Source organism: Afipia sp. DC4300-2b1 (genome assembly GCF_049895725.1).
Classification (GTDB): Bacteria; Pseudomonadota; Alphaproteobacteria; order Rhizobiales; family Xanthobacteraceae; genus Afipia; species Afipia broomeae.
Window position 1 is genome coordinate 41602 of record NZ_JAFCSX010000005.1, and the last position, 24667, is coordinate 66268.

20 protein-coding genes are annotated in these 24667 nt (G+C 63.0%); 17 read left to right on the forward strand and 3 right to left on the reverse strand.

Annotated features, from left to right (window positions below; genetic code table 11):
* Positions 1–17: 17 nt before the first annotated feature.
* Genes nuoN through ACP7AL_RS19855 form a run of 5 tightly spaced genes read left to right on the forward strand, consistent with a single transcriptional unit; the run spans position 18 to position 4640 of the window.
* On the forward strand, positions 18–1445 hold the full coding sequence (gene nuoN, locus ACP7AL_RS19835; RefSeq protein WP_006020754.1) for an NADH-quinone oxidoreductase subunit NuoN: 1428 nt from the start codon (positions 18–20) through the stop codon (positions 1443–1445).
* On the forward strand, positions 1445–2254 hold the full coding sequence (locus ACP7AL_RS19840) for a biotin--[acetyl-CoA-carboxylase] ligase (RefSeq protein WP_425993638.1): 810 nt from the start codon (positions 1445–1447) through the stop codon (positions 2252–2254). Before nuoN ends, ACP7AL_RS19840 begins: the two co-directional genes overlap by 1 nt.
* Positions 2255–3925 (forward strand): ribonuclease J, encoded by a 1671-nt coding sequence (locus ACP7AL_RS19845; RefSeq protein WP_425993639.1) that lies wholly within the window; start codon positions 2255–2257, stop codon positions 3923–3925.
* A 26-nt stretch (positions 3926–3951) separates the two neighbouring features.
* Positions 3952–4356, forward strand: coding sequence for a methylmalonyl-CoA epimerase (gene mce / locus ACP7AL_RS19850; RefSeq protein WP_006020751.1), 405 nt, complete (start codon positions 3952–3954; stop codon positions 4354–4356).
* Between the two features lie 8 nt (positions 4357–4364).
* Positions 4365–4640, forward strand: coding sequence for a DUF1467 family protein (locus ACP7AL_RS19855; protein ID WP_425993640.1), 276 nt, complete (start codon positions 4365–4367; stop codon positions 4638–4640).
* A 452-nt stretch (positions 4641–5092) separates the two neighbouring features.
* On the opposite strand, the gene ACP7AL_RS19860 is transcribed toward ACP7AL_RS19855, so the two are convergent.
* Both ACP7AL_RS19860 and ACP7AL_RS19865 read right to left on the reverse strand, forming a co-directional pair.
* Positions 5093–7234: a TonB-dependent receptor family protein gene (locus ACP7AL_RS19860; RefSeq protein ID WP_425993641.1), complete on the reverse strand. Its 2142-nt coding sequence runs from the start codon at positions 7232–7234 to the stop codon at positions 5093–5095.
* A gap of 58 nt (positions 7235–7292) precedes the next feature.
* Positions 7293–7673: a hypothetical protein gene (locus tag ACP7AL_RS19865; RefSeq protein WP_425993642.1), complete on the reverse strand. Its 381-nt coding sequence runs from the start codon at positions 7671–7673 to the stop codon at positions 7293–7295.
* Between the two features lie 165 nt (positions 7674–7838).
* Between ACP7AL_RS19865 and proS the strand changes: the two genes are divergently transcribed.
* The 3 genes from proS to ACP7AL_RS19880 all read left to right on the forward strand — a co-directional run bounded on the left by proS (position 7839) and on the right by ACP7AL_RS19880 (position 11233).
* A complete protein-coding gene (proS, locus tag ACP7AL_RS19870) occupies positions 7839–9161 on the forward strand; it encodes a proline--tRNA ligase (protein ID WP_425993643.1) in 1323 nt (440 codons plus the stop codon).
* A 96-nt stretch (positions 9162–9257) separates the two neighbouring features.
* Entirely contained in the window at positions 9258–10526 is a 1269-nt protein-coding gene (locus tag ACP7AL_RS19875; RefSeq protein WP_006020746.1) for a lipoprotein-releasing ABC transporter permease subunit, read from the forward strand.
* A gap of 8 nt (positions 10527–10534) precedes the next feature.
* Positions 10535–11233 (forward strand): ABC transporter ATP-binding protein, encoded by a 699-nt coding sequence (locus ACP7AL_RS19880; protein WP_024921826.1) that lies wholly within the window; start codon positions 10535–10537, stop codon positions 11231–11233.
* A gap of 18 nt (positions 11234–11251) precedes the next feature.
* Here the strand turns inward: ACP7AL_RS19880 and ACP7AL_RS19885 are convergent, their stop codons facing one another.
* Complete coding sequence (locus tag ACP7AL_RS19885) at positions 11252–11590, reverse strand: DUF3551 domain-containing protein (RefSeq protein WP_425993644.1); 339 nt, start codon at positions 11588–11590, stop codon at positions 11252–11254.
* Between the two features lie 487 nt (positions 11591–12077).
* On the opposite strand from ACP7AL_RS19885, the gene dnaE reads away from it, so the two are divergent.
* The 9 genes from dnaE (at position 12078) to dxr (ending at position 24633) form a co-directional block, all read left to right on the forward strand.
* Positions 12078–15602, forward strand: a complete 3525-nt coding sequence (gene dnaE / locus ACP7AL_RS19890) for a DNA polymerase III subunit alpha (RefSeq protein WP_425993645.1) — start codon at positions 12078–12080, stop codon at positions 15600–15602.
* A gap of 117 nt (positions 15603–15719) precedes the next feature.
* Positions 15720–18038 carry a caspase family protein gene (locus tag ACP7AL_RS19895; protein WP_425993646.1) on the forward strand — a complete coding sequence of 773 codons (2319 nt, stop codon included), beginning with the start codon at positions 15720–15722 and terminating at the stop codon, positions 18036–18038.
* Between the two features lie 220 nt (positions 18039–18258).
* Complete coding sequence (locus tag ACP7AL_RS19900; protein WP_006020740.1) at positions 18259–19254, forward strand: 30S ribosomal protein S2; 996 nt, start codon at positions 18259–18261, stop codon at positions 19252–19254.
* Positions 19255–19384: 130 nt separating this feature from the next.
* Positions 19385–20308 carry a translation elongation factor Ts gene (tsf, locus tag ACP7AL_RS19905; RefSeq protein WP_006020739.1) on the forward strand — a complete coding sequence of 308 codons (924 nt, stop codon included), beginning with the start codon at positions 19385–19387 and terminating at the stop codon, positions 20306–20308.
* A gap of 95 nt (positions 20309–20403) precedes the next feature.
* A complete protein-coding gene (gene pyrH / locus ACP7AL_RS19910; protein WP_006020738.1) occupies positions 20404–21120 on the forward strand; it encodes a UMP kinase in 717 nt (238 codons plus the stop codon).
* 101 nt (positions 21121–21221) lie between these two features.
* A complete protein-coding gene (gene frr / locus ACP7AL_RS19915) occupies positions 21222–21785 on the forward strand; it encodes a ribosome recycling factor (protein ID WP_024921829.1) in 564 nt (187 codons plus the stop codon).
* 10 nt (positions 21786–21795) lie between these two features.
* Complete coding sequence (locus ACP7AL_RS19920) at positions 21796–22554, forward strand: isoprenyl transferase (protein WP_425993648.1); 759 nt, start codon at positions 21796–21798, stop codon at positions 22552–22554.
* Positions 22555–22616: 62 nt separating this feature from the next.
* Positions 22617–23405, forward strand: coding sequence for a phosphatidate cytidylyltransferase (locus ACP7AL_RS19925; protein WP_425994447.1), 789 nt, complete (start codon positions 22617–22619; stop codon positions 23403–23405).
* Between the two features lie 4 nt (positions 23406–23409).
* Positions 23410–24633, forward strand: a complete 1224-nt coding sequence (gene dxr / locus ACP7AL_RS19930) for a 1-deoxy-D-xylulose-5-phosphate reductoisomerase (protein WP_425993650.1) — start codon at positions 23410–23412, stop codon at positions 24631–24633.
* Positions 24634–24667 lie beyond the last annotated feature (34 nt).

The following is a 24667-nucleotide window of genomic DNA, read 5'->3' on the forward strand; positions in this document are numbered from 1 at the left end:
GGGGCAGGACCGGGTTTATGACTTTCGCAGGATATTCGCTGCTTCCCGTGCTGCCGGAACTGGTGCTGGCTGCTGGCGCCATGGCGCTCCTGATGCTCGGCGCGTTTCGCGGACAGCAGACGACGTCGCTGGTGACCGGCATCGCTGTGGTTTTGCTCGTTGTGACGGGCGGTCTCGAACTGTGGCTGCCGGCTGGCAAGCTGACCACCTTCGGCGGCAGTTTTATCGTCGATGACTATGCGCGGTTCCTGAAAATCCTGGCGTTGATCGGCTCCGGCGTTACGCTGATCCTGTCGCGCGCGTACCTCGCGGAGCAGGCGAAGATTTTCGAGTATGCGATCCTGGTGATGCTCTCCACCACCGGCATGATGGTGCTGATCTCGGCCGGCGACCTCATCATGCTCTATCTCGGCCTCGAACTGATGAGCCTTGCGCTCTACGTCGTGGCGGCGAGCCATCGTGACGACACCAGGTCGACGGAAGCCGGCCTGAAGTACTTCGTGCTCGGTGCGCTGTCGTCCGGCATGCTGCTTTACGGCGCGTCGCTGATTTACGGCTTCACCGGCACCGTGAGCTTCGCCGGCATCGCCGCTGAGGCGAAGAGCGCCAACGTCGGCCTGCTGTTCGGTCTGGTGTTCCTGCTGGCCGGTCTGTGCTTCAAGGTTTCCGCGGTGCCGTTCCACATGTGGACACCCGACGTCTACCAAGGCGCGCCGACACCGGTTACCGCGTTCTTCGCGTCCGCGCCGAAGGTCGCCGCACTCGCCGTGTTCACGCGCGTGGCGCTGACCGCATTCCCGGGCATCGTGCCGCAGTGGCAGCAGATCGTGGTGTTCGTCTCCATCGCCTCGATGGCTCTGGGATCGTTCGCGGCCATCGGCCAGAAGAACATCAAGCGCCTGATGGCGTATTCGTCCATCGGCCACATGGGCTTTGCGCTGGTCGGTCTCGCTGCCGGAACGCAGCAGGGCGCGCAGGGCGTGCTGGTCTATATCGCGATCTACGTCGCCATGACGCTCGGCACCTTCGCCATCATCCTGGCCATGAAGCGCAACGGCCGGGCTGTCGAGACCATCAGCGACTTCGCCGGACTGTCGCGCACCAATCCGCTGCTGGCGTTCTTCTTCGCGATGTTCCTGTTCTCGCTCGCAGGCATTCCGCCGCTCGCCGGATTCTTCGCGAAGTTCTATGTGTTCCTTGCCGCGATCAAGGCGGGGCTGTTTACCCTCGCGGTGATCGGCGTGGTAACGAGCGTGGTGGGCGCCTTCTACTACCTCACCATCGTCAAGGTCATGTACTTCGACGAGCCGAAGGAAGCGATGGAGCCGATGCGTGTCGAGCTTCGGGTGGTGCTGGCTGTCGCCGGCATCTTCAATCTGCTGTTCTTCGTCTATCCCGCGCCGCTGGTGAATGCTGCCACGGTGGCCGCGAAGTCGCTGTTTTAATGGCGTTCGCGCTCGGTCCACGGGCCAGAGCCCAGAACTATCGCGTTGAGGCGTTCGACAGCATCGGTTCGACCAATGCCGAGGCCCTGGTGCGGGCGCGGGCCGGTGAACGCGGGCCGCTCTGGCTGGTGACGGATCTGCAAACAGCGGGACGCGGCCGCCGCCAGCGTGAATGGATTTCCCCGCGCGGCAATCTTGCCGCCACCATTGTCGAGACGCTGGACGTTGCGCCTCCCGTCGCGGCGACGCTCGGGTTTGCCGCAGGTCTCTCGCTGGAAGCCGCCTTGCAGGCGGTGAGCGTGGAGCAGCGGATGCGATCCGGCGGATCGGCCAGCACCAGTTTCCTCCTGAAATGGCCGAACGATGTGCTGGCCGACGGCAAGAAGCTGTCGGGCATCCTGCTCGAGGCCGAAACCATCGGCGGTGATCTCGCCGTCGCCGTTGGTATGGGAACCAATGTGATCTCCGCGCCGGAAGGGACGCCGTATCCGGCGACCTCGCTGGCCGCGCTCGGCATTACTGCCGGTGGCGGTGACCTGTTCATGGCGCTGTCGGATGCGTGGGCGGAATTCCGCGGTATCTGGGACAATGGCAGGGGCTTCGGCGAAATCCGCAGCCGTTGGCTGGAGCGCGCCGCCGGGCTCGGCGAAACCGTTTCGATCCACTCGAACGGAGCGCCTGTTGAAGGTATCTTCGAAACCATCGACGATACAGGCTGCATGATCATTGCCGGCCATGACGGCAGGCGCACGCCCATCGCCGCCGGCGATGTCCATTTCGGTTCAGCCAAATCGTCCGGAGCAATTTAAATGTCGCGACCTGACGAACTCACATTCGCTCCGCTCGGAGGCATCGGCGAGATCGGCATGAACCTGTCGATCTACGGCCTCGGCAAGGGACAGCAGCGAAGCTGGCTTGCGATCGACCTCGGCGTGTCGTTCGGCAATGAGGAGCATCTGCCGGGCATCGACGTGGTGATGCCGGACATTCGCTTCCTGGTGAAGGAGCGGAAGAACCTGGTCGGGCTGGTTCTGACCCACGCCCACGAGGATCATTTCGGCGCGATCATCGATCTGTGGCCGCAACTGAAATGCCCGATCTTTGCGACCCAGTTCAGCGCGGCGCTTTTCGAGGCCAAATGCGCCAGCGAGCGCAATCCGCCGAAGATTCCTGTCACCGTGATTCCGTCGGGCGGCACTGTCCAGATCGGCCCATTCAGCGTCGAGTTCATTCCGGTGGCGCATTCGATTCCGGAGTCACACGCGCTGGCGATCCGCACGTCCGCCGGAACCGTGCTGCACACCGGCGACTGGAAGATCGATCCGACGCCGATCATCGGCAAACCGACCGACGAGAAACGGCTGCGCGAGCTTGGTGATGAGGGCGTCATGGCGCTCGTCGGTGACTCGACCAACGCGGTGCGCGAAGGCCGCTCGCCGTCGGAGCGCGAAGTCGCGAAGAACATCACCGAACTGGTGAAGGCAGCGAAGGGGCGCGTCGCGGTGACGACGTTCGCGTCCAACGTGGCGCGGCTGCGGGCCGTCGCGGACGCGGCAAAAGCGGCCGACCGCGAGGTCGTCGTGGTCGGGCGCGCGATGGAGCGGGTGGTGCAGGTCGCACGCGAGACCGGCTATCTCGACGGCGTGCAGGCGTTTCGCAGTGCCGACTACTATGGAAACTTTCCGCCGGACAAGGTGCTGGCGCTGTGCACCGGCAGCCAGGGCGAGCCGCGCGCCGCGCTGGCCCGCATCGCCAACGACGATCATCCGCAGGTGACGCTGAACAAGGGCGATACCGTGATCTTTTCGTCGCGGACCATTCCCGGCAACGAGAAGGCCGTCGGTGCGATCATCAACGGTCTGATCATGCAGGGCGTCGAGGTCATCACCGACCGGACTCACATGGTGCACGTCTCCGGTCATCCGCGCCGCGACGAGTTGCGCGACATGATCTCGTGGGTTCGGCCGCAACTGCTGATCCCGGCGCATGGCGAGGCGCTGCATCTGTCCGAGCATGCCAAGCTCGCGCGCGAGTGCGGCGTGCCGAAGGTGCTGATCTGCAAGAACGGCGATCTGGTGCGGCTCGGCCCCGGCGATCCCGCGATCATCGAGGAACTGCCACACGGGCGAATCTACAAGGACGGCAATATCCTTGAGCCCGACAAGGCCCGCGCTGTGGTCGAGCGGCGGCGGCTGGCGTTTGCGGGCTGCGCGTTCGTCGCCATCGCGGTCACCGACAAGGGCGATCTGGCCGACGATCCCGAGGTTGATCTCGTCGGCATTCCGGAAAAGAATAAGGCAGGCGAGGTTATCGCGGATGAGGTGTTCGATCTCGTCGTCTCCACGGTGGAAAACCTGCCGCGGGCGCGCAAGCGCGATCCCGATGCGATCGCCGAATCCGTGCGGCGCGCGGTGCGCGCCGAGATCAACGACCAGTGGGGCAAGAAGCCGCTTTGCGTCGTTCATGTGCTGATGGTTTGATTCCCGATAGTTTGAAGGAGCGAAATATGCTGGGCCGGCTCAATCATGTGGCGATCGCGGTGAAGGACGCCGAGAAGGCCGCTCAGATCTATGGCAAGGCCTTCGGCGCGGAAATTTCCGGCGCGGTGCCGCTGCCCGAGCATGGCGTCATCACGGTGTTCGCGACGCTGCCGAACACCAAGATCGAATTCATCCAGCCGCTCGGCGAGGATTCGCCGATCGCGAAGTTCGTTGAGCGTAATCCGGACGGCGGTATTCACCACATCTGTTATGAGGTGCCTGAGATCATCGCCGCGCGCGATACGCTGATCGCGGAGGGCGCCCGCGTGCTGGGCGACGGCAATCCGAAGATCGGCGCACACGGCAAGCCGGTGCTGTTCCTGCATCCGAAGGACTTCTCCGGCGCGCTCGTCGAAATCGAACAGTCTTGAGAATTTAGATGGTCTATTCGATCTCAACCGCTTTCGCGATTTACTTCGTGCTCTGGTGGGTGGTGCTGTTCGCAGTGCTGCCGTTCGGCGTGCGCAGCCAGATGGAGAGCGGTGAAGAGATCGCCGGCACCGATCCCGGCGCGCCCAGCGTGGCGCGGATGGGACGCAAGCTGCTGTGGACCACGGCGATCTCGGCAGTGATTTTCGCGATCGGGATGTGGGCCTTCAGGGCCGGTTACCTGAATATCGAGCGCCTGACGCAGCTCATGGGCATTCCGCTCTAGTATTGGCGGTTCGCGAAGCGAACGCCGCAACATCGGTCCCGCGCACCGGCGATATATTTCATCCTGACTGCGCGGCGTTTGCGTTCGATATGATCGCGCGGGCAAATTCAAACATGCCCTAAAGAAAAAAGAGCAGGGCCAAAGCCCTGCTCTAAAAATTGTGTCGACCCTGTTTTCCCCGAAAAGGTTGGATTTATCCTTGATTAGACGGGGCGACGCTGCTTGTGCGCGTCAGGGGCTCCTCCCGAGACTTGGACCACCAGACGATGCGACGAATAGCCGTATCGCGCTGACGCGTTTTTGTAGCGGAAGGATTCTGACTTGTCACGTTTTTCAGCATTAAATGTCTACTTTTGCGGCAGTGCACAATTGATCAAAAACGAGCCAATAACAGGCTGTTCTGGATGTGTTTTGGAGCGCGCGGAATTGCGCGCCCCAAATACGGTGCGGAACTACCATCTCACTTTCATTCCTGCATAGATCGCGCGGCCGGTGCCGGGCTCGAATAGCGGCGAAGCGGCGTTTGCGAGTCGCGTGATGCTCGTGCTCGCGATGTAAGCCGTGTTCGCGATGTTGCGCGCCTCGAGATACATTGAGTACTTGCCGTCATCGACGCCAGCTTTCAGGCCCCAGATCGCGTAAGCCGCCGTGGTGAACGTATTGAAGTTGTCCACGTAGTAAGCCTGTGGCACCCATTCGATATTCGGGCCGATGTAGAACCCGTTGGCGTGCTTGTAGAGCACCTCCGCACGCAGAAAATGACGTGGCGCCCCAGGAAGCTGGTTGTTGCCGAACACCGGATCGTTGTCGAAGCGGAAGTCGTTGTAGGTGTAGGAGAGGTTGATCCACACCTTGTCCGCGTCAGGCGCGAAGACATTCTTGAGCACCGCGACACCGAGGCCAGCCTCGATCCCCTGATGGACCGTGCGGTCAGCATTGACCACGTTGCACTGTCCCGGCGCGCCATACATGCATTGCAGTTCGTTCTTGATCTCGGCGCGATAGCCGGTGAGTTCCCATGTCAGATCGGGACGTCTGCCGCGTGTCCCGATCTCGTAGGTCGTCGCCGTCTGTGGCTGGATCAAGTAAAAAGGAATCGCAGGAGCAGCCGAGCTTTCGCCGAAGCTCGGCACCTCGGCGCTGCGCGAGATGTTGGCGAAGGCTTGCCACGTCGGATCGATATTCCAGAGCAGTCCGGCTTTCGGACTCCACAGGTTGAACTCCGTCGAGCCGCTCGATGTCGCACCGAACCGGGCGGTGCGATCGCGCGTCGCATACAGGAACTGGGTGCCGCCGATGGCCGCGACGTTCGGCAGGAAGTAGAACGAGTTCTCCACATAAGCGGAAGTATTCTTCGACTTGTCGAGCGATGACGACAGCAGCGCGCCTTTGTAGCCGCCGATGTTCTGATACTGCTTGTTGTCGATCTCGCCGTTGACGACGTTGACGCCCGCCACCAGCCGGTTGCGGAAGCCGCCGATGATCCGGTCGTCGGTGACTTTGCCGAAGCCGCCGTAGTCTTTGTATTGATAGTCCAGCCACTGGAAGATCGGATGCATCAGGTGGCGATCCACCGCGAAAGCGCCGAACTCCACCGTGGTTGCGTCGAAGCGGATCGTCGTCTTGTTGGCGATCCGCCCGCTGTCGATGTTGCGCTGCTGGTCGTTGATGACGTTGCCGGCTGCCGCAGTCTCGGGCGATGTGAGCGCGGATGCCCTCGTCACCGAGCCCGGAATGCGCTGCCGGATGTCATTGGCGTTGATATAGAAGCGGGTCTCGAAATCCGGCGAGAACTGATAGCCGATATTGCCGCTCGCGCGCGTACTGTGGCCGTAGCTGTGATCGCGGAACCCTTCGGCGCTCTGGTTCGATGCGGTGAAGAAGGCGTCCCACGGACCATTCGCACCGCCGACACTGCCCTGGAAGCGGCGATAGCCGAATGAACCCATGTCGATGCCGGCGCTGTTGACGCTAAAATCGCGGCCGGTCGGCGTCACGAAATTGATCGCGCCGCCGAGCGAGTTTGCACCGAACTGCAGTGCGTTCGCGCCCTTGTAGACCTCGACATACTTGTAGGCGGTCGGGTCGATCTCCTGGAAATCGCCATAGCCGTCGGACGTGTTGATCGGAATGCCGTCCATGTAGAGCTGGACGCCGCGCAGATGGAAATTGCGCGACAGGCCCGAGCCGCGAATGGAGAGACGGGTGTCGTCGCCCCATTTCGGCTGTGCGAACACGCCGGGCACGTAGCCGAGAATATCCTTGATGGTGCTGGCAACAGAGCTGTTCTTGTACTCTTCCGCCGCAACGACGGCGACGCCGCCGGGTGTCTGCTGAATTTCCTGACGCGCCTGATCCGCAGTCTTCACGCCGAGCGGTGCAGGTGTAGCGGTGGGCGCGGTTGAGGTTGAGCTGGACTGGACTGGTGCCGGCGTTGCGACGCGGTTCCTAACCGGACGCGGCTGTCGCTCGGTTTGTACCACAACGGGTGGAAGTTCCTGAGGCGCGGTTTGAGCGTGCGCGAGCTGGATCGTGGAGACGGTCGCGGCGGACGCCAGCAGGATGCTGCGCGCCCGTATGGAAACGGAAAACATGGGTTAAGTCCCACCTGTGACATTGACGATTGAACGGATGCGCGAAAGCGCGAGGTCGTCAGCTCAGGTGGGGAGGGCCGCGGGGCTGGTGATCGCTCTCCGCAAAGCGGACAGTGACATGGTCGTTCGGCGCGGGTTCGAACAGAACGCGCAGCGCGATGCGGATCGCCAGCGCAGGGGTCTGCGGCGGCTGGTCAGCCGTCGCCACCGCACTGGACAGGCACAACGGGCAGCGGACGATCGGCTTGGCGGAATCGCTGTTGCCGTCTGCGTCGGGAATCGCTGAACTGCCGTTGAGGCAGAGTTCGTGGAGGGCGTTGAGCTTGAGCGGCGAGATCGAGGCCAGCAGGGCGCTGGTCAGCATCACGTTGAAGACAAGCGCATAGACCGCGACAAACGCAGCCCATCGTCCTATCGATCTGATCCGTGTTGCAGCCATTTGAAACCCCATCAGGCTGTTACCATGGGGGGCGGGAACCGCAAATCCCCCAAAAGCCACACCCATGCTTCCTCTTGTGTTTTGCCATTTGATCCGCTTTCACTGAAAAGGTTCCCAAGCTTTCCCTCCGATTCCCGGATCAATCCCGAAACTCCGAGTGTTCCCATGCGATTGTCGCGTTTTTTTCTGCCAATTCTCAAAGAAACGCCCAAGGAGGCGGAGATCGTGTCGCATCGCCTGATGCTGCGCGCCGGCATGATGCGGCAGGAGGCGGCGGGAATTTATGCGTGGCTGCCGCTCGGCTTCCGGGTGTTGAAGAAGATCGAGCAGATTGTGCGGGAGGAGCAGAACCGCGCTGGCGCCATCGAACTCCTGATGCCGACCTTGCAGCTTGCGGATCTGTGGCGCGAGAGCGGCCGTTATGACGCTTACGGGCCGGAGATGCTGCGCATCCAGGACCGCCACAAGCGCGAGTTGCTCTATGGTCCGACCAACGAGGAAATGATCACGGAAATCTTCCGGTCCTACGTGAAGTCCTACCGGAGCCTTCCGCTCAATCTGTATCACATCCAATGGAAATTCCGCGACGAGCAGCGTCCGCGTTTCGGCGTGATGCGTGGCCGCGAATTCCTGATGAAGGACGCGTATTCGTTCGACATCGACGAGGCCGCGGCGAGGCTGTCCTACAACCGCATGTTCGTGGCTTACCTGCGCACCTTCGCGCGCATGGGCCTGAAGGCGATCCCGATGCGGGCCGAGACCGGACCGATCGGCGGCGATCTGTCCCACGAGTTCATCGTTCTGGCAGAAACCGGCGAGTCCGGTGTGTTCTGCAACAAGGACGTTCTCGATCTGCCGGTGCCAGGCGCCGATGTGGACTACAACGGCGACCTGACCCCGATCATCAAGCAGTGGACCGATCTATACGCCGCCACTGAGGATGTTCACGACGCGGCGCGCTATGAGAGCGAAGTGCCCGCCGACAAGCGGGTGCAGACCCGCGGCATCGAGGTCGGGCAGATTTTCTACTTCGGCACCAAGTATTCCGACACCATGAAGGCTCTGGTGTCCGGCCCGGACGGCGCGGAGAAGCCGATCCATGGCGGCTCCTACGGTGTCGGCGTCTCGCGTCTTGTCGGCGCGATCATCGAGGCCTGTCATGACGAGAACGGCATCAAGTGGCCGGAGGAAGTCGCGCCGTTCCGCGTCGCGGTCCTCAATCTCAAGCAGGACAGCCCGGAGACCGGGGCGGCCTGCGAGAAGTTTTATGCGGCGCTCAATGCCAAGGGCGTCGACGTACTTTACGACGACACCGACCAGCGGCCGGGGGGCAAGTTCGCCACTGCTGATCTGATCGGTATCCCCTGGCAGGTATTGATCGGCCCGAAGGGGCTCGCCGAGGGCAAGGTGGAAATCAAGCGCCGCAGCGATGGATCGCGCGAGTTCATGAGCCTGGATAAGGCGATCAACCGCTTCACCCAGTCCTGATCCGTCCACTGAATAATCTTCGGTAAGGTCGCGATCGCTGCGGGCCGCGACTAGAATTAGCCCGATTCGTGTGAAAATCCGGACTATGGAACCAACATGAGCGAGCCAGTTCGGACCCCACCTTTCGCGCCATTCGAATGGATGCTGTCGACCCGCTATCTGCGGGCGCGCCGCAAAGAGGGCTTTATTTCAGTCATCGCCGGTTTTTCGTTTCTCGGCATCATGCTCGGGGTGGCGACGCTCATCATCGTGATGGCGGTGATGAACGGCTTCCGCAAGGAACTGCTCGACAAGATTCTCGGTTTGAACGGCCATATCGTTGTCCAGCCGCTTGAATCGCCGCTGACCGACTGGAAGGACGTGGCCGAGCGCATCAGCAAGGCCGACGGCATCCGCCTCGCGGCGCCGGTGGTCGACGGACAGGGCCTCGGCTCGTCGCCGTTCAATGCCGCGGGCGTCTTTATCCGGGGCATCCGTGCACAGGATCTCAACGCCGTCACGTCGATCGCCAAGAACATCAAGCAGGGCACGCTCGAAGGGTTCGACGAAGGTCAGGGCGTCGCCATCGGCCGCCGGCTGGCCGACCAGTTGTCGCTGCGGGCCGGGGACAGCATCACGCTGGTGTCGCCGCGCGGCGCAGTCACGCCGATGGGGACGACGCCGCGCATCAAGCCTTACAAGGTGGCGGCGGTGTTCGAGATCGGCATGTCGGAATACGACGCCTCGTTCGTGTTCATGCCGCTGACCGAGGCGCAGGCCTATTTCAACCGCGCCAACGACGTCACCGCCATCGAGGTTTTCACAACCAACCCCGACAGGATCGACGTCTTTCGCAAGGCGGTGACGGAGGCGGCGCAGCGGCCGATCTTCCTGGTCGATTGGCGGCAGCGAAATTCCACGTTCTTCAATGCGCTGCAGGTCGAACGCAACGTGATGTTCCTGATCCTGACGCTGATCGTGCTGGTGGCGGCGCTGAATATCGTCTCAGGCCTCATCATGCTGGTGAAGGACAAGGGCCAGGACATCGCGATCCTGCGCACCATGGGCGCGTCGCAGGGGTCGGTGATGCGGGTGTTTCTCATTACCGGCGCTGCCATTGGTGTGGTCGGCACGCTTGTGGGCTTTCTGCTGGGCCTCGTGATCTGTCTCAACATCGAGACCATCCGCCAGTTCATCTCCTGGATGACCAACACCGAACTGTTCTCGCCCGAGCTTTACTTCCTCTCCAAGCTTCCGGCTGAAGTCGATGTCGGAGAGACCGCCGCGGTGGTGATCATGGCATTGACGCTGTCGTTCCTGGCGACGCTGTACCCGTCATGGCGGGCGGCGCGTCTCGATCCTATCGAAGCGCTCAGGTACGAATGAGCGCACAGATGGAGCAGGGGGAAAATGGCGTACCGGTCGTTTATCTGCACGACGTCCGCAGGCGCTACAAACAGGGCGAAGCCACGCTGACCATTCTCGACGGCGCCAGTCTGGCGCTGTGGGAAGGGCAGTCGGTCGCGCTGGTCGCGCCGTCGGGCACCGGCAAATCGACGCTGCTGCATATCGCCGGTCTGCTGGAGCAGGCCGACGAGGGCGAAGTCTATGTCGGAGGCACTGCGACCTCGGGACTGTCCGACGTCGAGCGAACGCAGATCCGCCGCACCGATATCGGCTTCGTCTACCAATCCCATCGCCTGCTGCCGGAATTCTCGGCGCTTGAGAACGTGATGTTGCCGCAGATGATCCGCGGCCTGCCGAAAAAGGAAACCGTCAAGCGGTCGAAGGAAATCCTGGCCTATCTCGGATTGGCGGAACGCGTGACCCACCGGCCCGCGGAACTATCGGGCGGTGAGCAGCAGCGCGTGGCAATTGCACGCGCGGTGGCCAACGCGCCCCGGGTCCTGCTCGCTGACGAGCCGACCGGAAATCTCGATCCGCATACCGCTGATCACGTTTTCAAAGCTTTGACCCAGCTGGTGCGGGCGACGCGCGTCGCGATGCTGATCGCGACGCACAACATGGACCTGGCTGCGCGGATGGACCGCCGCGTCTCGCTCCAGGACGGTCACGTCATCGAACTGGACTGACGCGGCGCTTTGGCAGGATCAGTAGGCCGAGCGCCGGGTGCGGCGGCGCGGCTGATCGTAGGGGTCTTCGCTGTAGGCGAAATACGGATTGGCGTAGCAGCTGTTGTACGTGCCTGAAGCCGTCGCCTGGCACTGCTGATAGGTCGAGTATCGGCAGTCACCGAGACCACCGGCCGTATCCCGTCCCTGGAGGCAGAACGGATAATCCCGGGCTTGCGCCGGAGCGGACTGGATAGCGACGCCGGCGCCGAGTACGGCGAGGGCCAAAAGGGTGCTGCGCATGATGTTCTCCTGCCGGGTCGATGCCCGGGATTCCTGATGTGGTGAAGCCAGACCGTTTCCAACAGTTTTCGTCAACTCACGTTCCCGAGTAGCTGTTGATGGATTTGCGAAAGTCACGGGCCGTTTACGTTTCGTTAGCATTGGCCAGAACATCGGCCCTGGCCGGATTTCCGGCGCTTGACTCTGAGAACAAAAAAGGAACAATGTTCCTATTACGTTCTCATAGAGTCGTATCGGATAGTCGATAGAGCGTCGATAGGGAGTTCGGTCATGTTGAAGACATTCGTTGAAGAAGCTGCTGCGCTGACCTCGGTTGTGCTTTTCGTCGGAATGATCGCGATCTGGGCGCAGGTCATTCCGCAGATGTAGTGACCTGCCCAGCCTCGGAACCGCCCGAGGCTGGGGAAAACGATGATGGACCCGGCCTCAACAGACGGGTCCCCGTCTTCTGCGTGGACACCCATAGTACAAGGCACCACCATCGACGCTTATGAGTCGTTCTTTTATCGCAGTCGGTTCATCGGTTCGATGAACGGCGCTTGCGAAGGTTGCCAGGGTCAGCATGTCCAAAACTGTTTCGCCGAAGTCGGTCGCGTCGGATCCCGGATTCGTTCATCTGCACGTGCATTCGGCCTATTCGTTGCTGCAGGGGTCGATAACCATCGGCAAACTGCTGGAACTCGCCAAGGCTGACCATCAGCCTGCACTGGCGCTGACCGACAATGACAACATGTTCGGCGCGCTGGAATTTTCCGACAAACTCGCCGGTTACGGCATCCAGCCGATTACCGGCTGCGCGATGACGACCGATTTCGGCGATCAGGATGCCAGCGCACGCAATGCGCTCCAGCCGGCGCGGCTTGTCCTGCTTGCCACCAGCGAGGACGGCTACCGCAGCCTGATGAAGCTCAACTCCCGTGCGTTCCTGGAAACGCCGGTCAATCAGCCGCCTCACATCAAGATCGAGTGGCTGGAAGGCGAGACCGCCGGGCTGATCGTGCTGACCGGCGGGCTGGAAGGGCCGATCGGGCAGGCCATCAACGCGGACCAGCCCGCATTGGCGCAGGCGCGCTGCGACATTCTCGCGAAACTGTTCGGCGACCGGCTTTATATCGAATTGCAGCGCCACGGACTCGAGAACGAGCGCCGCGTCGAGCCCGCGCTGATCGACATGGCCTATGCCATGGGTCTGCCGCTAGTCGCGACCAACCAGCCGTATTTCGCCACCGCCGACGACTACGAGGCGCACGACGCATTGCTCTGCATCGCGGGCGGGCGGCTGGTGTCGGAGACCGATCGCTATCAGTTGACGCCGGACCATCGCTTCAAGACACGCGCCGAAATGGCGGTGCTGTTCGCCGATCTGCCTGAAGCGCTGGCGTCCACCGTCGAGATTGCGAAGCGGTGCTCCTACCGGCCCAAGACACGCAAGCCGATCCTGCCGCGCTTTACAGTGGGCGGCGACAATGCCGCCGCCGGCGAAAATGCCGAGGCGGAGGAGCTGCGCCGTCAGGCCGAGGAAGGCCTCGCCTGGCGTCTGCAAAAGTACGGTCTTGCTCCGGGCACAACGGAAGAAGACTACGCAAAGCGTCTGGCGTTCGAGATCGACGTCATCACGCGCATGAAATATCCCGGCTACTTCCTGATCGTGTCGGACTTCATCAAGTGGGCGAAGTCGCATGGCATTCCGGTGGGACCGGGCCGCGGTTCGGGCGCAGGCTCGCTGGTTGCCTACGCGCTGACCATTACCGACCTCGATCCGATCCGCTTCGGTTTGCTGTTCGAGCGCTTCCTTAACCCCGAACGCGTCTCGATGCCTGACTTTGACATCGACTTCTGTCAGGACCGCCGCGGCGAGGTGATCCGCTATGTGCAGGAGCGCTACGGCCGCGAGCAGGTCGGCCAGATCATCACCTTCGGCACCTTGCAGGCGCGCGGTGTGCTTCGTGACGTCGGCCGTGTGTTGCAGATGCCTTACGGGCAGGTGGACCGGCTGACCAAGCTTGTGCCGCAGAATCCGGCCGCGCCGGTGACTCTCGCAAAAGCCATCGAGAGCGAGCCGAAGCTGCAGGCGTTCCGTGACGAAGACCCGGTGGTCGCGCGGGCGTTCGACATCGCGCAGCGCCTCGAAGGTTTGACGCGCCACGCCTCCACCCACGCCGCGGGCATCGTGATCGGCGACCGGCCGCTCTCCGAACTGGTGCCGATGTACCGCGATCCGAAATCGGACATGCCGGTCACCCAGTTCAACATGAAATGGGTGGAGCCCGCAGGACTGGTGAAGTTCGACTTCCTCGGCCTCAAGACGCTGACGGTGCTCGACGTCGCGGTGAAACTGCTGAAGCAGCGCGGCGTTGACGTCGATCTCGCGCATTTGCCGTTCGACGACAAGCCCAGCTACGAGATGCTGGCACGCGGCGAAGTGGTTGGCGTGTTCCAGGTTGAAAGTCAGGGCATGCGGCGCGCGCTGGTCGACATGCGGCCGGACCGGCTCGAAGACCTGATCGCGCTGGTTGCGCTCTATCGCCCGGGTCCGATGGCGAACATCCCGACCTACTGCGCGCGCAAGCACGGCGACGAAGAGTCGGATTACATGCATCCGATGCTCGAACCGATCCTGAAGGAGACCTTCGGCGTCATCATCTATCAGGAACAGGTGATGCAGATCGCGCAGGTCATGGCCGGCTATTCGCTCGGTGACGCCGACCTGCTGCGCCGCGCGATGGGCAAGAAGATCCGCGCGGAAATGGACAAGCAGCGCGAAATCTTCGTGGCCGGCGCGACCAGGAACAACGTCCCGAAAGGGCAGGCGCAGACGATCTTCGAACTGCTCGCCAAGTTCGCGGACTACGGCTTCAACAAGAGCCACGCCGCCGCTTACGCGCTCGTGTCCTTCCAGACCGCCTACATGAAGGCGCATTATCCGGTGGAGTTCATCGCGGCGTCGATGACGCTCGACATGAACAATACCGACAAGCTGTCCGAATTCCGCGCCGAGGCGCAGCGGCTTGGCATCAAGGTCGAGCCGCCGTCGATCAACCGTTCTGGCACGACATTCGAGGTCAGCGACAACACGATCTATTACGCGCTCGCCGCGCTCAAGGGCGTCGGCCAGCAGGCGGTCGAGATGATCGTGGAAGCGCGGGGCGACCGGCCGTTTACCTCGCTTGCCGATTTTGCCGCCCGCGTCAGTCCGCGTGCGATCAACAAGCGCGTGGTCGAAAGCCTCGCGGCTGCCGGCGCGTTCGACACCATCGATGCCAACCGCGCGCGTGTCTTCGCCGGTGCCGACGCCATCGTCGCCGCCTGCCAGCGCAGTCACGAAGCCGCCACCAGCGGACAGAACGACATGTTCGGCGGCATGGCCGATGCGCCGAGCATCGTACTTCCGAATCTCGAACCGTGGCTCCCGGCGGATCGTCTGCGGCGCGAATACGACGCCATCGGCTTCTTCCTGTCGGGCCATCCGCTGGACGATTATTCGACCGCGCTGAAGCGTTTGCGCGTGCAGTCGTGGACCGAGTTCTCGCGTGCGGTGAAGACCGGCGCGACCGCAGGACGCGTTGCCGCGACGGTGGTGTCGCGGATGGAGCGGCGCACCAAGACCGGCAACAAGATGGGCATCATCGGGTTGTCCGATCCGACCGGACATTTCGAGGCCGTGCTGTTCTCCGAAGGCCTCGCGCAATACCGCGACGTGCTTGAGCCGGGCTCGGCCGTGCTCATGCAGATCGGCGCGGAGCTACAGGGCGAGGACGTGCGCGCGCGGATTCTGCACGCCGAGCCGCTCGACGATGCCGCCGCCAAAACCCAGAAGGGCCTGCGCATCTTCGTGCGCGACGACAAGCCGCTGGAGTCGATTGCCAAGCGGCTCGAAGGTCATCAGGCCGCGACCGGTGGCAACAGGCTTCAGCCGCCAAGGCCGTCTTCGGGCCCGCCCGCAGGTGACGGCGAGGTCACGCTGATCATGATGCTCGATCTTCAGACCGAGGTCGAAATGAAGCTTCCGGGCCGTTTCAAGGTGTCGCCGCAGATTGCCGGCGCGCTCAAGGCGGTCTCCGGCGTGGTGGATGTGCAGACGATCTGACGGTTGCCCCTGACGGTGACCTCGGGGGCTGCCGCCTTATTCCGACTATCTTTCGTTCAACCACTGTTCATGCGGCGCGGGGTTGACTGCACCGTTGGACTGAACGGGAAAAATGTCATGCGCGGAATCAGCAGGCTCTTCGGCGTCGCAGTGGTGCTGGCCTTCGCGGCCATGGCGTTACCCCTTCACGCGCAAACCCCGCCGCCCACCCAGGGCCAGCAAAGCCGCATCGCGCTCGTGATCGGCAACGGCAACTACCAGAAGGCGCCGCTGGCGACCGCCGCCAATGACGCCGGTCTGATCGCCCAGACATTGCAGGCGGCGGGCTTCGATGTGGTCGGCGCGCGGGATCTCGACGGCGAGACGCTGCGCCAGACCTTCGGCGACTTCATCAGGAAGGCGCAGGCAGCCGGACCGGATACGGTCGCATTTGTCTATCTTGCAGGTTACGGTCTTCAGCTCGCGGGCGAAAATTACTTTGCGCCCGTCGATGCCAACATGGTGCGCGATACCGACGTTCCGGTCGAAGGCCTGCGCGTCGGCGATTACATCCGCCAGTTGTCGTCACTGCCGCTGAAGGGCACCGTTGTCGTGCTCGATGCGGCGTACAACTATCCGTTTGCGAAAGAAGGCCAGCCGCTCGCGGGCGGCCTTGCGCTCATTGAACCCGACCCCAAAAGTCTCATCGCGTTCAACGCCGCGCCGGGCACGGTAGCGCCGAACCCCACGGGCAACTACGGCCCTTATGCGCAGGCGCTCGCTGAGATGATGCGCACCGGCGGCATTTCGCTTCCCGAGGTTTTCAACCGCGTGCGGCTGCGCGTGAATGACGTCACCAAGGGCGCGCAGGTGCCGTGGGACGCGCAGAAGTTCGAAGGCGACTTCGTGTTCTTCGAGCGCGCGCCGGACGCTCCGCCGCTCCAGGCCAATCAGGACGCTGCCGCGCGCTCGAAACCGATTCGTGATTTCAGCGCACAGGAGGCCTACACGGCGGCGCTCGAGCGCGACACGATTGCCGACTACGAGGCGTTTCTCGCGGCCTATCCCGACGATCCGATGGCCAAGCGGGTGAGGGCGATCATCGCCGCACGCCGCGAGGCCATCACCTGGCGGCAGACCTATCGGGCGAACACGCAGCAGGCGTACTGGTCCTATCTGAAGCGTTATCCGAGGGGACCGCATGCGGCCGACGCGCGCCGCAGGCTTGCCAATATTGCCGCTGCGCTGGAGCCGCCGCCGGCCTTTGATGCCTATGCCTACGATGTGCCGCCGCCGCCGGAATACGAATACGAGTATGTCGACCGGCCATATCTGATGTTCGACGATCCGGTATTCGGATTCGCGCCGCCACCGCCGACGCCGATCTTCTTCCTGCCGCCGCCGCCGGAAGATTTCGTCGTGCTCGATCCGCCGTACTATTACGACGATGCCTACTACCTGCCGCAGCCGGTGTTCGTGCCTATTCCGATCTTCATCCGGCCGCCGATTTATGTGCGTCCGCCGATCAACCGTTTCCTGTTCACGAATATTCACAACACGAACGTGATCAACACCATCATCAACCGGCGTCCGTCGCCTGGAGTGATCGGAACGGGAAGACCCGGCGGCCAGTTCGGGCCGGGCGGTCAGTTCAGGCCGGGACGGCCCGGTGGGCCGGTCGGCGCGACGACAACCCGCCCCGCATTTGCACCGGCGCTGCCGCCGTCGGCGACGCGGCGTGCAAACCTGATTCGACAGGGCAAGGTCGCGGCACCTCCGGGCGTTCTGCCGGGCGCCGGCCGTCCGGGACAGGTCCAGCCGGGCCAAGTCCAACCGGGTGTTGTCAGGCCGGGTCTTCAGCCGGGGAACGTGCTGCCGGGACAGGGTCCGGGAGCAGGGCCGGGTGGTGGCCGGCCGGGAGTACGGCCTTTGCCAAGCACCTTGCCGGCGCCGGGCGCGACAGGTCCGCAGCCTGGACAGGATGGCCGTCCGGGCCGTCCCGACCGGGGGCCCGGTGGTCGCCCCGGCCTTGCGCGGCCCTCGGTTCAGCCGGGATCTCCGCAGCCAGGCGTTGCCGCTCCGTCGGGCCCGGCGGCAAGACCGGGCCGTCCGGAACGGCCTGCCGGTCAGCCTCGGCCGCAGTTCCAGAGGCCGGAACCTCGGCCTCAGGTGATTCCGCGACAGCAGATTCAACGGCCGCAGCCCCAATTCCAGCGGCCCCCGCAGGCGGCGCCTCGGCCGCAACCGCAATTCCAGCGGCCGCAAATGGCTCCGCGGCCTCAGCCGCAGATGGCGCCGCGTCCCCAGCCGCAGTTCCAGCGGCCGGCCGCACCGCCGCCGCGGCCTCAGATGGCGCCTCGGCCACAAATGGCTCCGCGACCGGCTCCAATTGCGCGCCCGGCACCGCCGCCGCGTCCGGCTCCTGTAGCAAGACCGGCTCCCAAGCCGCCGGGCTGATCTGCAACGGCTACGGAAAAGCTCCGCCAGATCAGGCGGGGCTTTTGCCGCAAAATCAGCCGGATTTGCTTGCTTAACCCCGGTTACGTGGTTATAAGCCGCGCATCTCACACGGAAGCATGGCTCTAAAAAGCCGTCCGGTGGCAACCGGGACGCAAGTCATTTTTGTTTGCGGCTCGTTGCTCACACGCTTCCGGAGGAACCAACCGGAGAATTGACTATGGCGTTACCTGAATTTTCTATGCGTCAGCTATTGGAAGCTGGCGTGCACTTTGGTCACCAGTCTCACCGATGGAATCCGAAGATGGCGGATTACATCTTCGGTGCCCGCAACAACATTCATATCATCGATCTCGCTCAAACCGTGCCGCTGCTTCACCGCGCGCTGCAGGCTGTCAGCGACACCGTCGCCAAGGGCGGCCGTATCCTGTTCGTCGGCACCAAGCGCCAGGCGCAGGACGGCGTGGCGGAAGCCGCCAAGCGTTCCGCGCAGTACTTCGTCAACTCCCGTTGGCTCGGCGGCACGCTGACCAACTGGAAGACCGTATCCGGCTCGATCAAGCGTCTGCGTCAGCTCGACGAGATGCTCGCGTCGGGTGAAGGCGCGCAGTACACAAAGAAGGAGCGTCTGACGCTTCAGCGCGAGCGCGACAAGCTCGACCGCTCGCTCGGCGGCATCAAGGACATGGGCGGTCTGCCCGACCTGATCTTCGTGATCGACACCAACAAGGAAGACATCGCGATCCAGGAGGCCCAGCGCCTCAACATTCCGGTGGCCGCGATCGTCGACACCAACTGCGATCCGAAGGGTATCTCGTACGTGGTTCCCGGCAACGACGACGCCGGCCGTGCGATCTCTCTCTATTGCGACCTCGTCGCCCGTGCGGCGATCGACGGTATTTCGCGCGCACAGGGCGGCGCTGGCATCGACATCGGCGCTCTGGCCAACCCGACGCCGGAAGCGGTTGAACCTGCCAAGTCTGAAGGCTTCCAGGGTCTTGCTGGTCCGCGCGGAGTTGCCGACGATCTCAAGAAGCTGAGCGGCGTGTCCGGCGCGATCGAGAAGAAGCTCAACGATCTCGGCGTCTTCCACTACTGGCAGATCGCAGAGCTCGACCACGACACCGCTCACAAGATTGGCGAAGAAGTCGGCTTGCCGGCGCGTGCCGATGGCTGGGTTGCCCAGTCCAAGGCGCTGACCGCGGACGCGGAATAAGCCTTAAACCTATTCGCGGCCGGTTCATCCGGCCGCGACATTCCCCGACTAGAAAAATTCCTGCGCGTCGAATCCGGCTAGCCAGCAATCGCTGCGCCGCGCGGCCCGCACAGGCAAAGGACATCCGGCAATGGCAACAATCACAGCGGCAATGGTCAAGGATCTGCGCGAGAAAACCGGCGCGGGCATGATGGATTGCAAACAGGCGCTGACCGAAACCAACGGCGACATCGACGCGGCGGTTGACTGGCTGCGCAAGAAGGGCCTCTCGAAGGCTGCGAAGAAGTCGGGCCGCGTTGCGGCTGAAGGCCTGATCGCAGCCGTGACCGACGGCACCAAGGGCGTTCTCGTCGAAGTCAATTCCGAGACCGACTTCGTTGCGCGCAACGAGCAGTTCCAGGGCCTGGTCAAGATGATCGGCCAGGTTGCGCTCAAGGCAGGCGCCGACGTCGAGAAGATCAAGGCGGCCAAGGTTGGCGAGTACAACGTCGATCGCGCCATCGCGGACGCGATTGCCACCATCGGCGAGAACATGACGCTGCGCCGCGCGGCCGAACTTTCGGTCAGCGATGGCGTTGTCGGCAGCTACGTCCATGGCGCCGTGATCGATGGTCTCGGCAAGATGGGCGTGATCGTCGCGCTGGAATCCACCGGCAAGAAGGATGAGCTTGCAGCGCTGGCTCGCCAGATCGCGATGCATGTCGCCGCATCCAACCCTCAGGCGCTCGACGCCGCCGGTCTCGATCCTGTGGTGGTGAACCGCGAGAAGGACGTCATGGCGGACAAGTACCGCCAGCAGGGCAAGCCGGATGCGATGATCGCCAAGATCGTCGAATCGGGTCTCAAGACCTACTACAAGGAAGTGACCCTGCTGGAGCAGGCGTTTATCCACGACAGCGCCAAGACCGTGGCGCAGGCCGTGAAGGAAGCTGAGGGCAAGGTCGGCGCGCCTATCAAGGTTGCCGGGTTTGTGCGCTATGCTCTGGGCGAGGGAATCGAGAAGCAGGAATCCGATTTCGCCGCTGAAGTCGCTGCCGCTGCCGGTCAGGGGTAACGAGACGACGCGCGCCGATCGGGATTCTGGGCGCATTCGGCAAGACACCCTGTTTTGCTCTGGAATGCGCTCAATTCGAATGAGTGAGCGATCGTATGGCTGAACCTGCTTACCGGCGTGTCGTGGTCAAGGTTTCCGGCGAATATCTCGCCGGGGACCAATCCTTCGGTATTCACCAGCCCACTATCGACCGCATCGCCAGCGACCTGATCAGGGCGCGGGAACTTGGCGTCGAGATCGCCGTCGTCGTCGGCGGCGGCAACATCTTTCGCGGTGTCGAAGTTTCTTCCCGCGGCGTGTCCCGCACCACCGGCGACACGATGGGCATGCTCGCCACCGTGATGAATTGCCTGGCGCTCGAATCGGCACTTGAGCGCAAGGGCCAGTCGGCCCGCACGCTGTGCGCGTTCGTGATGCCGCAGATCAGCGAACTTTTCACCCGCGCGGCGGCTCACCGGTATCTTGCCGAGGGCCGCATCGTGTTGCTCGCCGGTGGCACCGGCAACCCGTACTTCACGACCGACACCACGGCGGTGCTTCGCGCATCCGAAATCGGCGCGCAGGCGGTCCTCAAGGCCACCAATGTCGATGGCGTGTACAGTGCCGATCCCAAGAAAGACCCATCCGCCAAGCGATTTGAACGGTTGAGCCATTCGCAGGCGGTGGAAGGCGGCTATAAGGTGATGGACGCGACGGCCTTCGCGCTTGCCCGCGAAACGTCCTTGCCTATCATTGTGTTCTCGATCGCCGAGGCAGGCTCGATCGGCGCCATCCTGAGCGGCAAGGGCAAGGGCACGATCGTTTCCGGCTAGGGCGGAGGCGGCGGCGCGGAACTGAAAGTCGCGCCAGAACAATAAGATACGCGATGCGGCCGATCATTTGAGCCGCATCAGACTTGAAGGAGTAGCATCGCATGGCGGCCGGGAATTTCGATATCAACGACCTCAAGCGCCGGATGGAAGGCGCGATCAGTTCGCTCAAGCACGAACTGGGCGGATTGCGCACCGGCCGTGCCGCGATCTCGATGGTTGAACCGGTGCAGGTCGAGGCCTACGGCAGCCATATGCCGCTCAACCAGGTCGCTACCGTCAGTGTGCCGGAGCCGCGTCTGCTGTCGGTTCAGGTCTGGGACAAGTCGATGGTGAAGGCGGTCGAGACTGCGATCGTGAACTCGAACCTCGGCCTCAGCCCGGCGACCGAAGGCCAGGTTATCCGCTTGCGGATTCCCGAGCTCAACGAAGAGCGGCGCAAGGAACTGGTGAAAGTCGCGCACAAATATTCCGAGGCTGCGCGCGTTGCGGTTCGTCACGTGCGCCGCGACGGTCTCGACATGCTGAAGAAGCTCGAGAAGGATCATCAGATTTCCGAGGACGATGAAAAGCGCCTTTCGAACGAGGTTCAGAAGGTGACTGATGCCGCCATCGCCGACGTCGATAAGGCGCTTGCGGCCAAGGAAAAAGAAATTCTCACCGTTTAAGAGATCGCGAATGTCGAACGGCGCCATGCCAAAGCCAGGAGAATCGGATCGTGCCGATGCGCCGCGGCACGTCGCGATCATCATGGACGGCAATGGACGCTGGGCGGCGGCGCGGGGATTGCCGCGCGCCGAGGGACACCGCCGCGGCGTCGACGCGCTGCGCAAGGTGGTGCGGGCCTCGCACGAACTCGGAATCTCCTATCTCACGATCTTCTCGTTCAGTTCCGAGAACTGGTCGCGGCCCGCGAGCGAGATCGGCGATCTGTTCGGCCTGCTGCGCCGCTTCATCCGCAACGATCTTGCGACGCTGCATGCCGATGGTGTGCGGGTTCGCGTCATCGGCGAACGCGACGGACTTGAGTCCGACATCTGCGCATTGCTCAACGAAGCCGAGGAACTGACGCGGAACAACACGCGTCTCACGCTTGTCGTGGCCTTCAATTACGGATCGCGGCAGGAGATCGCCAACGCGGCGCAGCGGCTTGCGCGCGAAGTCGCCGAGGGCAAGCGCGATCCGGCGACGATCACCACCGATACGCTCGGCAGCTACCTCGATGCGCCGGACATTCCGGACCCCGATCTGATCATCCGCACCAGCGGCGAACAGCGTCTCTCGAATTTCCTGATGTGGCAGGCGGCTTACAGCGAACTGGTGTTTGTCCCGATTCACTGGCCGGACTTCGACAAGGCTGCGCTCGAGGGCGCGATTGCCGAATACGCGACCCGCGAACGCCGCTTCGGCGGGCTGGTCGCCAAGACCGGATCGTGAGCCGCGTGGCCCCGGAGATCCCAGCGACACCCGATGCCGCGAAAGGGTCGAGCAATCTCTACATGCGCGTCGTCGCGGCGCTTGTGCTTGCACCGCTAACCATCGCCGTCGCGTGGATCGGCGGCTGGCCATGGGCCTGCATCGTGATCGCGGCTGCTGCGCTGCTGTATTTCGAGTGGCTGATGATCGTCGGCCTCTCCGGCAGTCGTCTTGCTGCGGCAACAGGAATAGCTGCGCTGGCTGTCGCCGGCGTTTGCCTGATGATGCGACGGATGGACCTCGCGTTCGGGATCGTGGCTGTCGGAATTGTGCTGGCCGCGGCACTCGTGCGCGAACGGCGCGGATGGGTTGCAAGCGGACTGGTCTATGCCGCCGCGGCTCTGATTTCCGCGATTATCGTCCGGCGCGATGCCGATATTGGGTTTGTCGCGCTGATGTTCGTTCTTCTCATCGTGTGGGTGACCGATATCGGCGGTTACTTCGCAGGGCGCGGCATCGGCGGGCCAAAACTCTGGCCGCGCGTCAGCCCGAAGAAGACATGGGCCGGCGCGATTGGCGGCTTGGTCCTCAGCCTCGTGATCGCTGCGGGATTCGCGCTGCTCGGTTTCGGCAAGATGCTTCCGCTGCTCTTGCTCGGCACCGTTCTGTCGATTGTTTCGCAGTTCGGTGACCTGTTCGAATCCGCCGTCAAACGCCGCTTCGACGTCAAGGATTCGAGCCACATCATTCCCGGTCACGGCGGGTTGCTGGACCGGCTCGACGGTTTCGTTGCGGCGATTGTTTTCGCCGCCCTTATTGGCTTTATGCGCGGCGGCCTTGATGGCGTCGGCCGCGGTTTCATGGTTTGGTGATGTGATGAACGCTGTTCCGTTGCGTAACAACAAGGCCGCGGCATCCGCCGTGCGGACCATTACCGTGCTCGGCGCCACAGGTTCGATTGGCGACAGCACGATGGATTTGCTGCGCGCGTCTCCCGAGCGCTATCAGGTCGAGGCGCTGACCGCGAACGGCAATGTCGAAGGACTGGCGAAACTCGCGAAAGAATTCAATGCGCGGTTTGTCGCCGTCGCCGATGCCTCGAAGCTTGGTGAATTGCGCGAAGCTCTGGCCGGAACCGACATTGCGTTTGGTGCAGGGGAGAGCGCCATCATCGAAGCGGCGGAACGTCCTGCCGATTGGGTGATGGCCGCGGTCAGTGGCGCGGCGGGACTGAAGCCTGCGCTTGCGGCTGCCGATCGCGGCGCCACGATTGCGCTCGCCAACAAAGAGTGCCTTGTTTGCGCCGGCGATTTCTTCATGGATCGCGCCGCCAAAGCGGGCGCGTGCATCCTGCCGGCGGATTCCGAACACAACGCGCTGTTTCAGGCGCTAGCCTCCGGCAATCGCGAGGAGCTTGTTCGCGTCATCATCACGGCGTCGGGCGGGCCGTTCCGCACCTGGAAGGCCGCCGACATCGCGCAGGCCACGCTTGCTCAAGCCCTGAAGCATCCGAACTGGAGCATGGGCCAGAAAATCACCATCGATTCCGCATCGATGATGAACAAAGGGCTGGAGGTCATCGAAGCCTCATACCTGTTTGCGCTATCACCGGACGAGATCGACGTGTTGGTGCATCCGCAGTCCATCGTCCACGGCATGGTCGAGTTTTCCGATCGTTCCGTCATGGCGCAGCTCGGAACGCCCGACATGCGCACGCCGATTGCGCATTGCCTCGGCTGGCCGGACCGCATCACAGGGCGCGCCGCGGCGCTGGATCTCGCCAAAATAGGCTCGCTGACCTTCGAGGCGCCGGATTACGACCGGTTCCCGGGATTGAAACTCGCCTACGACGCGCTGCGCACCGGCAACGGGGCGACCACCGTCTATAATGCGGCGAATGAAGTCGCGGTGGCCGCTTTCGTTGCGCAGAGAATCCGGTTTGGCGGCATCGCGCAGCTTGTCGAAGCCACCCTGAATAACTGGGTGAGGGCAGGGAATCTCGCGCCGCTGACGTCGGCCGATGACGCGATTTCTGTTGACCATGATGCGCGAAATAGTGCTGCCGCCCTCTTGCCTCAAATTGCCTTAAAGGCATCCTAGATCGTTGGGACCGGGCCCGGCGGCCCGCTGGTGA

What these genes read in the sequence shown, in the direction of transcription:
- nuoN (WP_006020754.1), top strand. Translation starts at nt 18, where the DNA reads ATGACTTTCGCAGGATATTCGCTGCTTCCCGTGCTGCCGGAACTGGTG.
- ACP7AL_RS19840 (WP_425993638.1), top strand. Translation starts at nt 1,445, where the DNA reads ATGGCGTTCGCGCTCGGTCCACGGGCCAGAGCCCAGAACTATCGCGTT.
- ACP7AL_RS19845 (WP_425993639.1), top strand. Translation starts at nt 2,255, where the DNA reads ATGTCGCGACCTGACGAACTCACATTCGCTCCGCTCGGAGGCATCGGC.
- mce (WP_006020751.1), top strand. Translation starts at nt 3,952, where the DNA reads ATGCTGGGCCGGCTCAATCATGTGGCGATCGCGGTGAAGGACGCCGAG.
- ACP7AL_RS19855 (WP_425993640.1), top strand. Translation starts at nt 4,365, where the DNA reads ATGGTCTATTCGATCTCAACCGCTTTCGCGATTTACTTCGTGCTCTGG.
- ACP7AL_RS19860 (WP_425993641.1), bottom strand. Translation starts at nt 7,234, where the DNA reads ATGTTTTCCGTTTCCATACGGGCGCGCAGCATCCTGCTGGCGTCCGCC.
- ACP7AL_RS19865 (WP_425993642.1), bottom strand. Translation starts at nt 7,673, where the DNA reads ATGGCTGCAACACGGATCAGATCGATAGGACGATGGGCTGCGTTTGTC.
- proS (WP_425993643.1), top strand. Translation starts at nt 7,839, where the DNA reads ATGCGATTGTCGCGTTTTTTTCTGCCAATTCTCAAAGAAACGCCCAAG.
- ACP7AL_RS19875 (WP_006020746.1), top strand. Translation starts at nt 9,258, where the DNA reads ATGAGCGAGCCAGTTCGGACCCCACCTTTCGCGCCATTCGAATGGATG.
- ACP7AL_RS19880 (WP_024921826.1), top strand. Translation starts at nt 10,535, where the DNA reads ATGGAGCAGGGGGAAAATGGCGTACCGGTCGTTTATCTGCACGACGTC.
- dnaE (WP_425993645.1), top strand. Translation starts at nt 12,078, where the DNA reads ATGTCCAAAACTGTTTCGCCGAAGTCGGTCGCGTCGGATCCCGGATTC.
- ACP7AL_RS19895 (WP_425993646.1), top strand. Translation starts at nt 15,720, where the DNA reads ATGCGCGGAATCAGCAGGCTCTTCGGCGTCGCAGTGGTGCTGGCCTTC.
- ACP7AL_RS19900 (WP_006020740.1), top strand. Translation starts at nt 18,259, where the DNA reads ATGGCGTTACCTGAATTTTCTATGCGTCAGCTATTGGAAGCTGGCGTG.
- tsf (WP_006020739.1), top strand. Translation starts at nt 19,385, where the DNA reads ATGGCAACAATCACAGCGGCAATGGTCAAGGATCTGCGCGAGAAAACC.
- pyrH (WP_006020738.1), top strand. Translation starts at nt 20,404, where the DNA reads ATGGCTGAACCTGCTTACCGGCGTGTCGTGGTCAAGGTTTCCGGCGAA.
- frr (WP_024921829.1), top strand. Translation starts at nt 21,222, where the DNA reads ATGGCGGCCGGGAATTTCGATATCAACGACCTCAAGCGCCGGATGGAA.
- ACP7AL_RS19920 (WP_425993648.1), top strand. Translation starts at nt 21,796, where the DNA reads ATGTCGAACGGCGCCATGCCAAAGCCAGGAGAATCGGATCGTGCCGAT.
- ACP7AL_RS19925 (WP_425994447.1), top strand. Translation starts at nt 22,617, where the DNA reads ATGCGCGTCGTCGCGGCGCTTGTGCTTGCACCGCTAACCATCGCCGTC.
- dxr (WP_425993650.1), top strand. Translation starts at nt 23,410, where the DNA reads ATGAACGCTGTTCCGTTGCGTAACAACAAGGCCGCGGCATCCGCCGTG.